Source organism: Vibrio profundi (assembly GCF_043642225.1).
Taxonomy (GTDB): domain Bacteria; phylum Pseudomonadota; class Gammaproteobacteria; order Enterobacterales; family Vibrionaceae; genus Vibrio; species Vibrio profundi_A.
In genome coordinates this window covers 142,483-153,004 of record NZ_JBHZSF010000011.1, presented here as the reverse complement: position 1 = coordinate 153,004, position 10,522 = coordinate 142,483, and the positions used below count along the sequence as shown (strand labels likewise).

Here is a 10,522-nt window from a genome sequence, read left to right as displayed (position 1 = left end):
ATTATCAAAGAATGACAATACGATTTCTAACAAACCTCCAAGCCTGCTAGGCAGAAAGTGATCTGCCTAGCAGGAATTGAGTACTGTTAAGCGGTGGCGGTTATTTCTGCTATTTTTTACTTAAATACTAATCACTTATAGGTGAACTATGTACTCGAAGTTTAAGCTGATTTTCGGCAGTAGCTTATTGCTGCTGTTTTCGTTAAGTGCTCACGCGAGCATAGAAAAATTGAGTTCTAATCAAGAACGTCTTTCCAATGATTTTGTCGCACTGACTCAAGCTCATGATAGCGAACGTTCTTTTTTAGAAGATGTCTTGCGACGAAAAAACGAAGCCCTTCGTGAACAGCTGCAGCTGGAAGTACAGCAAAATATCGGCGACGAACGCCTAAACCAAATTGTTCTCGACCAAATTACTTTGCTTGACTCCCTCATTGATCTGAGTAATGGGAGTATCACTGACATTGCAAAAAAAGCCAGAGAGGCGAAAGGTGATGACAAAATACAGCATGAGTTAGCGGTTCAAAAACGCATAGGGATCATGGACACTTATTACGAGCAGTTAACTGCGACATTTGATATAGCGGATAAACTGGAGATTGACGTTTCGACAGTGAAAGAGAAGCTGAAGAGTGCGTTGACGAAGCGTGCTGAATTTTTGTCTAACGCCATTCTTTACGTTGATTCACAAAAGAACGAAGTTGAGCGTCGATTAAGCTATGTGAGTGAAACAGAAAAAGCTACGTTGAACCAAGAGATCATCCGCTATAACGAACGTATCGCGATGACGGTGATAAGCCTGCAAACCTCAGTTGCACTAATGGAAGAGTTAGGCGTTGACGGTACAGACTATAAGCAGTTGTTATTGACGACGACAGGCGATATTAATACCGATGTATTGGACGTTGATGTGGCTTTGGGCTTATTCGAGGAATGGCTCGTCTCATTTAAATCTTGGGCGTTTGAGAATACGCCATCAATGTTCTTAAAGCTGTGTCTATTTTTAGCCATTCTATATGGGACAAAGATGTTATCCAAAGTCGTTAGCAAAGGTGTACAGCGCAGCGTTAAACACTCAAAAATGGATTTCAGTGTGTTGATGCAAGACTTTTTCGTATCGGTTGCGTCCAAGGCAGTGATATTCGTTGGGCTACTTGTTGCGTTGTCACAAATTGGTATTGAGCTCGCACCTCTATTGACAGGTTTTGGTGTGGCGGGTGTGATCATTGGTTTTGCATTGCAAGATACATTATCAAACTTTGCGTCAGGCTTAATGATCTTGATTTATCGTCCATACGATGTGGGAGACATGGTTAAAGTGGCCGGTATTCAGGGAACGGTTAAAAACATGAGCTTAGTGTCGACAACCGTACAGACTATTGATAACCAGCGCCTAGTCATTCCAAATAATAAAATTTGGGGAGACGTGATTAATAATATTACCGCAGAGAGCATTCGCCGGGTTGATATGGTTTTCGGCATAGGGTACTCCGATGATATTGATAAGGCCAAAGCGATTTTTACGGAAATCCTTTCTACAGACAGCCGAGTATTGTCGGAGCCAGAAGCGATGGTGAAGCTTCATACTCTTAATGAATCTTCGGTTGATTTCGTCGTTCGCCCATGGGTGAAAACAGATGATTATTGGGACGTGTACTGGGATGTTACAGAGAAAGTGAAAAAACGCCTAGACGAAGAAGGCGTGACTATTCCGTTCCCACAACGAGATGTGCACTTGTATACTCATTCAGTTGAGCAAAAGGAGTCTGAGTAGTCCTTTTTATACCACTGTAAAATGAAAAACTGAGCCACCCTAATGGGTGGCTTTTTTACATCCATTTGCAAAATAACTGCTCAAGCTACTGTTTTTATTGAAATAAAGTTCTTCCTACTCTTTGGTGGTATAAAAAACAGTGTTTTTAAAAGCAGTATTTTTACCGTATTTTGACAGAGCTGACTTTGTCAACATGAAGCCACTTCGAAATCGTTGATAACGATTCATTTAATAGACCTATATAGGAAGTAGTGGCCAAAATGAAAAAGACACTTTTAGCAGCACTTATCGCAACAACAGCAACTTCAGCTTTTGCTGGTGAAATCTACTCAACAGAGACTTCAAAAGTATCGATGAAAGGTGAAGTTGATGCTTACCTAGCAACAACTGATATTGCTAATAAAGAAAAGTCTGATGCTGATATCAACGTTTGGGCAAAAGTTCAAATGGACGCTGAGCAGAAGATCAATGATCAACTAACTAGTTTTGCTTCTTTCGAAATCGAAGCAGGATCTAACTACGGTAAAACTGAAACAGCTGCAAATTTTGATGACGTTCATGTAGGCGTGAAAACAGACACATGGGGTATCGCTGTAGGTGAAGTTGGCGACTTAGCAGAATCTGCAGACGCTATCCAAAAAGACGATATCACAAACGAAGGTAACTACATGGGTTCTGCTGGTGGTAACCACCGCGAATCTAAAGGTAACGGCATCGTAGCTAAAACTAAGTTTGGCCCAATGACTTTCGTTGCTGACATCAACACGACTAACGAAAAGAATCTTGATTCTACGTACGGTATCTCTGCTGATTACGCACAAGACATTTTCTCTATCGGTGCTTCTTTCATCCAAGGCGAAACTGATACTGACGACGAGTACGAACTATACGGTGTGTCTGCATCTGCTGAATTTAGCGGTGTTTACCTAGCGGCAACTTACGCTGAGTTCAAAGGCGCTGACAAATTTGGTTTCTACAAAACTGCTGGTACTACTTCGAATGATGGTCAGTGGAATGAAAGCACTTCATATGAGTTAGTAGATGGTAATACGTTAGGTCTAGCTGCTGCTTACCAAATTAACGACGCTCGTATCTACACCACTTACGCAATTGCATCTGTAGATAACACAACAGCAAACACATACGGTGACACAACAAACTGGGTTATTGGTGCGGATTACGCGGTTGCTAGCAACATCACTGCATTCGCTGAATACCAACAAGCTGATGCTGATTGGGCAACTGAAGACTCTATGACTGTTGTAACTGGCGTTTACTACAGCTTCTAATTTTATTTGAGATTAGCCGATAGTTGTTCGCCCCCCTCGAATAATTATTGGCTAATCCATTTTTGAAAACCAACCTTCTTAATCCACTGTCTTTTTGGTTTTATCGCCACACTAGGCTCAATCTCGTGTGGCTTTTTTTAATTCAAGTCTGAGAATAAATTATGGTCATTGATATTGTTGCAAAAGGGAGTATTTACGGGAACGAAGTGACGTTCCGGTGCGAGCCGAACCAAGAAGGGCTCTACGAACTCGCTAAAGTAAAGGGCCGTAAAGTTGGTAGTCGTCCTCAGCATCAATGTAATCGTGTGTATGTTGAAACTGTAGATAAAGCGATTGAACTGCTTAGAGCGGAAGGCTACTACATCGCACTAACAGGGCGTTTTGCAGGAATTCATCGAAAGTCGTTAAGGCCTTTAAAGTCATGCAAAATTGTGAAAATTTAGGCGTTGATGAAACCCAAGATACGATCAAGAACTAGCCTCACTCAGACTAATTCTTGATGTATATATTTCGCTAGCCGAGAGACTAAAAAAGAAATTCGTAAAGGTTCCCATCTAGATCTGGTACATAGATTTTTTCGTCGAACACTGCTGGAGATCCAAAAACACCGCCACTCACATAACCTTCAATTTCTTTTGGCTGATATTGAGCCTTGCGTTTACCAGTTTTTGCGTTAACGCTAATAAAACCTGGCTCTACCTTGTTCCAATACCCTCTGGCACCAGTCGTCCCAATGAATACTTGATCATTCGCTACGAAAGGGCGTGCCCATGTCCAACCCGGTGTTGAGGCAGACCAAATTTCCTTTCCTGAATTGGCGTCAAATTTAAGAAGCTTTTTTGAATCCGAGCTCCCAATGAAAAAGACATTATCTTCGTTACCTTTAGTTGCAGTGGATTCAACCCAAGATCGATCAACAAAGCGATACGCCCATTTCTCTTGCCCTGACAGTGGATCAATCCCATATAAATATGTATCTCTCGAACCTATGACTAAGGTATTGCCGACAATGGTTGGAGAGGAAGTAATGACGTTATATGCGGTAAATTTCCAATGTTCTTTACCCGTTATTGCATCCACAGCATACAGGTTTTGGTCAAGTGAACCGAAGTAAACACGCCCGTCAAATATGAGTGGTGTTGATCGAATGATACCATTTGTTTGAAACTTCCAACGCACTTCGCCAGATAGCGCAGACAAAGCATATAGGTAATTGTCTGCACTCCCAATATACAGTATTTCATTGTGAATAACGGGAGAAGACTTAGCGTAGTCATACCGGTAAGGTGCGGCTTTTGCTGGCTCAATACGTGGTACATCACCATCGTTAAGGGACGTTTTCCAAATTAAGCTTCCGGACGAATTTTCTAACGCATAGAGGAAGCCATCGTCACTGGAGAAATACAACCTGTCCTCTGTTAATGCAGCGGTAGAGCGAATTTTCCCTTCAGTCTTATATTTCCAAAGTAGTTGTTTATCGAGCACATCTATTGCGTAGAAGTAACCGTCATCACTACCAAAATACGCGACATTATCGTCGATTTTTACCGATGACCAAATTGAGCCTTCGGTCTGAAAAGCCCAAGAGGGCCGCAAGTTTATCGTGGCTTCTGAAGAACAATGAGAGGAATATAGTAACGATAGGACAAATATAACTTTGAAGGGTAAGTGCAAAAAATTACGTAACATAGTCAGTTCCTATCGTGGTTTTTTTCTACTTTATCGTTTCGTTAACTTAAATACTTTTGCTTTTAGAAGTTATGCGATTAACTTTATATAATATTCTTACCTATCTCATTTTTGCAGCTTACCTTAAACTGAAGCTCTTACGCGTTTTTAGACATCGAACATTTTCCTTACTAGATGTTGTGAACAATCAAAGTGAAAAACGAAGCGAACACCAACTTTATACGAATGATAATAATTTTAAGTGGTGAGTAACTTGGCCTTTAATGTTTGTTTCATATCGTTTTTCACTTCGATCTAGTTCACATAATTCCCTGATACGTGACATGCCCCATCGTGGCACTAAGTAAATCGTACGAAATGTGGATTTTAACTGATTGTTCCCTAAGCTTATAAGAAGTGGTGATTTTCGAAATATTTGGAATGATTTCTCCGATTTTTCTAATGGTTGGCGAGTAAGTTCGTACTTTTTGTATGAGCTTTGATTCCATTAGCAAAACCTAAGACATCCGTTTCTCGTGTCAGTAAAACAGTCACCGACAAGCAATTTGGAAGGTCAGAAAGATCAGGCTAACTCGGTTGTATTATTAAAGAGAAAGGAAACTCAACATGAAATACAAGTTAAGCGCCATGTTTTTGGTAGTTGCAGCAGCGAGCGGTAATGCGAATGCAGGGGAATGTGGAAGCGTAACAATCGCTGATATGAACTGGAATTCGGCGACGCTCATTGCCAATATTGACCAGTTTATTCTTGAACATGGCTATGACTGTGATGCAGAGCTAATCCCCGGTGATACCATGCCGACAGGTACTTCGATGATTGAAAAGGGCCAACCAGATGTTGCTCCTGAGCTATGGAGTAATGCCCTAAAAGATGCGTTAGACAAAGGTGTTGAAGAAAAACGCCTTCGTTACGCTGGTAAATCACTGGTTAATGGTGGTGAAGAAGGCTTTTGGGTACCGGCTTATCTAGTTAAGCAATACCCAGAAATGGCAACCATTGATGGGATTCGTAAAAATGCGAGCCTATTTAAACACCCTGAAGATCCTGATACGTCGGCATTTTACAGCTGTCCAGCAGGTTGGAACTGTCAGATCAGTGCGGGTAACTTATTTGAAGCATTAGAACTGAAAGACAGTGGCTTTAGTATCGTTGACCCAGGCTCAAGTGCTGGGTTGTCTGGTGCAATCGCAAAAGCTTACGAACGTGAAGAAGCATGGTTTGGTTATTACTGGGCACCGACCGCTGTGTTGGGCAAGTATGAAATGGTTAAAGTCGATTTTGGTAGTGGAGTCGATAAACAAGAATTCTTAACTTGTACAACGCAAGAGGGATGTGAGTCGCCAAAACCGACTATGTACCCGCCATCACCCGTTCATACTATTACAACCGAAAGCTTTGCTGCGCGTGTGCCAGAAGCGTACGACTATTTCACTAAACGTGGATTCACAAATGAAAAAATGAATTCATTGTTAGCTTGGATGGAAGATAACCAAGCAGATGGTGAAGAAGCGATGATTCACTTCTTAAGTGAGTATCCAGAAATCTGGCACCCTTGGGTATCGGCTGAAGTCGCTAAGAAAGTGGAAGCTGAACTTTAATAACTAGCAAAGTGAAATTTAAATAACGTCGCTATACTTGATGTTATTCATTATTCGGAGCCTTAACTACATATCCTTCGTCGGATTAGGGTAGTAAGGCTCCGAAGTATAAGGATATAAAATGGCTGACAGCAATTGGTTTGCAAGCTTTCCTGAAATGGAACGCTCTGATTTGCGAGCAATCAAAAAAACACTGGACGGTGCTTACCGCGAGTTTTCACGTGAATACGGAGAACTCATCGAATCTTTCTTTGATCCTCTTCTTTCTTTCCTTGTTTGGTTTGAAAAACTACTTATCTCTACCCCTTGGATGATCGTGCTAGCGGTGTGTACCGCGCTAGTGTATGGCGCAAGTCGTTCTTGGAAGTTGGCTTTGGGCTGTGTAGGGTCGTTACTTCTAATCGGCTATTTTGGTATGTGGGAAGATACCATGCGGACACTGAGCATCATTACAGTGTGTACTATGGTGTCGATAATTCTGGGTATTCCGATTGGTATCGCGATGGCGCGTTCGAATCGTGTCCAATCCATCGTTACTCCATTGCTAGATATTATGCAGACAATGCCAGCGTTTGTTTATTTAATCCCGGTCGTAATGCTTTTAGGCATCGGTAAAATTCCAGGGCTGATTGCCGTGGTAATTTATGCGATTCCACCAGTGATTCGATTGACTAACTTGGGTATCCGATTGGTAGACAAGGAAGTGCTAGAAGCAGCAACCGCATTTGGCGCAAATAAAAAACAAAGACTTTGGGGAGTACAACTTCCTCTCGCAATGCCTACGATAATGGCGGGGATTAACCAAACCATTATGATGGCGCTTTCAATGGTCGTTATTGCTTCAATGATCGGCGTTAAAGGATTAGGTCAACCGGTACTTAAGTCTATTACCAATCAGTATTTTACCTTGGGTCTGCTAAATGGTTTCGCCATTGTGGCGTTAGCAATTTTGTTTGATCGTGCTTCTCAAGCGTATGCGCGCAGAACAAACGCGCATTTAGGAGGGTTCAAACATGACTAAACCATTAATTGAAATCAGCGGTCTATTCAAAGTATTCGGGCCTAAGCCAAAATCCGTTATGCCACGTGTTGAGAAGGGCGAACATAAAGATGCCATTCTCGCCGACACTGGGCATACCGTTGGGCTAAAAGAGATCAACCTTGAAATCAATCGAGGAGAAATCTTCGTGATCATGGGGTTATCTGGTTCTGGAAAGTCGACGTTAATTCGTCACTTCAACCGTTTAATTGAACCTACTCAAGGTAAAATCACGGTTGAAGGTATTGATGTGATGAGCTTGAACACCAAACAACTTGAAGAGTTCAGACGCCATAAGATGTCGATGGTATTCCAACGCTTCGGTTTGATGCCACATCGAACTGTCGTTGAGAACGTCGCTTATGGGTTAGAAGTTCAAGGCATCAAAAAAGAGCAGCGTCTTGCTAAAGCCAAAGAATGGCTAGAGACCGTTGGCTTAAAAGGGTACGAAGAGCAATACCCAGCACAGCTTTCTGGTGGTCAGCAACAACGTGTCGGGCTTTCTCGCGCATTATGTACTGATGCAGAAATATTATTGATGGATGAAGCCTTCTCTGCGCTAGATCCACTTATCCGAAGTGAAATGCAAGACCAGTTGATCGAACTTCAAGAGAAGCTCCATAAAACGATTGTATTCATTACGCACGATTTAGATGAAGCGCTTCGCCTAGGAGATCGTATCGCAATCCTCAAGGACGGAGAGTTGGTTCAGCAAGGGACACCACATGAGATTCTTCTGAACCCTGCTGATGATTATGTTGAAGCGTTTGTTAAAGATGTAAATCGAGCACGTGCTCTGACCGTTGAAACGGTCATGCAGCCGCCATTGTATCGTATTACTTCCGAAACGATTGAGGGGGCATTAGCCCAAATGAAGAACCTCAAACATGATTACGCTTATCATGTTACGGATGATGGGTATCAAGGGCTAGTCACCAAAGAAAGCCTTCAAGATGCCGTTGAAGATGCTTCTGTTCATGAATTTAGTGAAGAAATTTATGAGGAAGTTCCAGCGGTTTTACCAGATGCGGTCATTGAAGAAGTGCTGCCTGATACTATGTCATGCGACTATTCACTGCCGGTTGTGGATGAAGAAGGCAACCTAAAAGGTGAACTGGAGCGAAGTGCGGTCGCTGATATCTTTGCTGAACCAAGTGAGGAAGATGCTACCGACCCAAAGCTACAAGTTGACAAAGCATCCTAGATTTTTCTAGTGCATTGCTGATAGAGAAAGCCCCAGTTGTGATTTTTTATAACTGGGGCTTTTTAGTTTTACTGGGTTGTCTAGTGAGTGTTTTTACGTGAACGCCAAATCAAATACCCAACAAATGGCACTCCAATTAGCGCAGTACCAATACCGATGGGAATAGTATGAGCGGGGGAGAGATAGCGTGAAGCAGTATCTATTGCTAATAATAGAGAGGCTCCAAGTAGGGCACTGATAGGCAGTAACCATTTGAAATCAGGATTGGCAAGCTTGCGAATGAGATACGGTACCATTAGCCCGACGAAGCCAATAAACCCGGCCATCACAACCGAGATAGAGGCGAAAATCGCTATGCAAATTGCTATTAGCAGTCTAATGATAGTGGTTGAGTACCCAAGTTGTTTATCCATAGTATCGGCTTCCATTAATTGGTTGAGATACGGAGTGATTAGCCAAGTTACTCCAATGGCAAACACCAACAATGGAAGTAACGGGACGACAGTTTGAATAGAGTGCTGAGATACTGAACCCGCTAGCCAAAAGACAACATCTTCCCAGCTACCGTTTGTGGTGATAAGCAATAGAGCCGTAATGGTCAACGCCAAAACCGTTAAGACTAGCCCGGTAAATAAAGTCTTCACGGGTTTGCTAAGTGAGCCTGAAGAGCGATCAAGTAAATAAATGGCAGCAAGGGCTAATACGGCGCCAATGCATGCAAGCATGACGACCTGTTCAAGTAAGGTGATGGTGAGAACACTGACGGCAATGACACTAAATACTAAGGCTCCGGAATTCACACTAATCAGACTCGGTGAGGCGAGTGGGCTTTTGACCAAAACTTGAAGTAAGACGCCAGAACTAGCCAAAGATGCTCCAACAACAAGAGCCGTAATCGCTCTTGGTAAGCGTTCTTCTAAAAGAAAAGAATGTATTTGGTTGCTACTCGAATAATGAATAATGGCGTCAAACAGCGTGTCTAGGGAAATGGCTGTTTTGCCGACCAGTAGGCTAGCGATAAAGCAAAACAACATGAATAATAAGCAAAATATTGTGCCACATAAAATAGCGAGTTTTCGTTGAGAATATAGAGACATGGAAAAGTTCTGTGAATACGTCTAAAGCTTAATGATAATCAATATCATTTACTTATCAAGTTAAAATCCTCATCTATTTGAACAGTGAAGTAAATCTACTGAAAGCTACTTATTATTGAGATATTAAAACGGCTAAGCCAAATATAGGCTTAGCCGCTCAGTTATATCACGTTGATTTCTACACTTATCGACCTCGACCGTCCACCATCACCACAATTGTTTTGGTGATGATGCCGATATCAGTTGATAACCAAGAGCGTACGGAACAAAGGCTTAGAGCATAACTATGGTCAAAACCGACTTTTCGTCTAACGTCTTCAATGCAAGTATCGTATCCTTGATTTACCTGCGCTAACCCGGTAATACCTGGTAGCACGCCATATGTTCGGTCGGCGAAGTAAGGAATTTCAGCTTCGAGCTTGTTGTAAAAGGTAGGGCGCTCTGGGCGCGGGCCAATCAACGACATTTCGCCTTTCAGTACATTAAAGAGCTGAGGCAATTCATCAAGACGACTCTTGCGAAGGAATTTGCCAACGGGCGTAATTCTTGGATCATCTTCCGTTGCCCACACCGCTCCTGAACGTGCTTCAGCATCTTGATACATACTTCTGAATTTCATGATTTCAAAAAGCTCCATTTTCTCTGGCGTAGACTTGCCGACACGCAATTGCTTGTAAAAAACCGGACCGCGAGAGCTCACTACAATAGCCAAAGCAATAAGCGGGAATAGAGGAGCAAATAAAATCAGTACAACTAATGCACCTGTAAAATCGAAAGTTCGCTTTGCGCGTGAGATGTTGTTTTGATAAAGGTTAGTATCCATCATGATCA

Annotated in this window: 9 protein-coding genes; 6 read left to right on the top strand and 3 right to left on the bottom strand. The window is 42.3% G+C overall.

The window, feature by feature from the left end; all coding sequences use genetic code 11:
* Positions 1 to 148 precede the first annotated feature (148 nt).
* The 3 genes from ACHUFI_RS16490 to ACHUFI_RS16480 all read left to right on the top strand — a co-directional run bounded on the left by ACHUFI_RS16490 (position 149) and on the right by ACHUFI_RS16480 (position 3,506).
* Positions 149 to 1,774, top strand: a complete 1,626-nt coding sequence (locus ACHUFI_RS16490) for a mechanosensitive ion channel family protein (protein WP_394251055.1) — start codon at positions 149 to 151, stop codon at positions 1,772 to 1,774.
* Positions 1,775 to 2,034: 260 nt separating this feature from the next.
* Positions 2,035 to 3,063 carry a porin gene (locus ACHUFI_RS16485; protein ID WP_394251053.1) on the top strand — a complete coding sequence of 343 codons (1,029 nt, stop codon included), beginning with the start codon at positions 2,035 to 2,037 and terminating at the stop codon, positions 3,061 to 3,063.
* 161 nt (positions 3,064 to 3,224) lie between these two features.
* Positions 3,225 to 3,506: a hypothetical protein gene (locus ACHUFI_RS16480; protein WP_394251051.1), complete on the top strand. Its 282-nt coding sequence runs from the start codon at positions 3,225 to 3,227 to the stop codon at positions 3,504 to 3,506.
* Between the two features lie 82 nt (positions 3,507 to 3,588).
* On the opposite strand, the gene ACHUFI_RS16475 is transcribed toward ACHUFI_RS16480, so the two are convergent.
* Positions 3,589 to 4,752, bottom strand: coding sequence for an outer membrane protein assembly factor BamB family protein (locus ACHUFI_RS16475; protein ID WP_394251049.1), 1,164 nt, complete (start codon positions 4,750 to 4,752; stop codon positions 3,589 to 3,591).
* A 606-nt stretch (positions 4,753 to 5,358) separates the two neighbouring features.
* Between ACHUFI_RS16475 and ACHUFI_RS16470 the strand changes: the two genes are divergently transcribed.
* From ACHUFI_RS16470 to ACHUFI_RS16460, 3 genes are all read left to right on the top strand, one after another.
* On the top strand, positions 5,359 to 6,351 hold the full coding sequence (locus ACHUFI_RS16470; protein WP_394251047.1) for an ABC transporter substrate-binding protein: 993 nt from the start codon (positions 5,359 to 5,361) through the stop codon (positions 6,349 to 6,351).
* Between the two features lie 121 nt (positions 6,352 to 6,472).
* Positions 6,473 to 7,372, top strand: a complete 900-nt coding sequence (locus ACHUFI_RS16465) for an ABC transporter permease (RefSeq protein ID WP_394251045.1) — start codon at positions 6,473 to 6,475, stop codon at positions 7,370 to 7,372.
* On the top strand, positions 7,365 to 8,594 hold the full coding sequence (locus ACHUFI_RS16460; RefSeq protein ID WP_394251043.1) for a quaternary amine ABC transporter ATP-binding protein: 1,230 nt from the start codon (positions 7,365 to 7,367) through the stop codon (positions 8,592 to 8,594). The genes ACHUFI_RS16465 and ACHUFI_RS16460 overlap by 8 nt, the downstream gene beginning before the upstream one ends.
* Before the next feature lie 80 nt (positions 8,595 to 8,674).
* Here the strand turns inward: ACHUFI_RS16460 and ACHUFI_RS16455 are convergent, their stop codons facing one another.
* Together ACHUFI_RS16455 and ACHUFI_RS16450 are read right to left on the bottom strand one after the other, a co-directional pair.
* Positions 8,675 to 9,691 carry a FecCD family ABC transporter permease gene (locus ACHUFI_RS16455; protein ID WP_394251041.1) on the bottom strand — a complete coding sequence of 339 codons (1,017 nt, stop codon included), beginning with the start codon at positions 9,689 to 9,691 and terminating at the stop codon, positions 8,675 to 8,677.
* A gap of 184 nt (positions 9,692 to 9,875) precedes the next feature.
* Entirely contained in the window at positions 9,876 to 10,517 is a 642-nt protein-coding gene (locus ACHUFI_RS16450) for a sugar transferase (RefSeq protein WP_394251039.1), read from the bottom strand.
* Between the last annotated feature and the right edge of the window lie 5 nt (positions 10,518 to 10,522).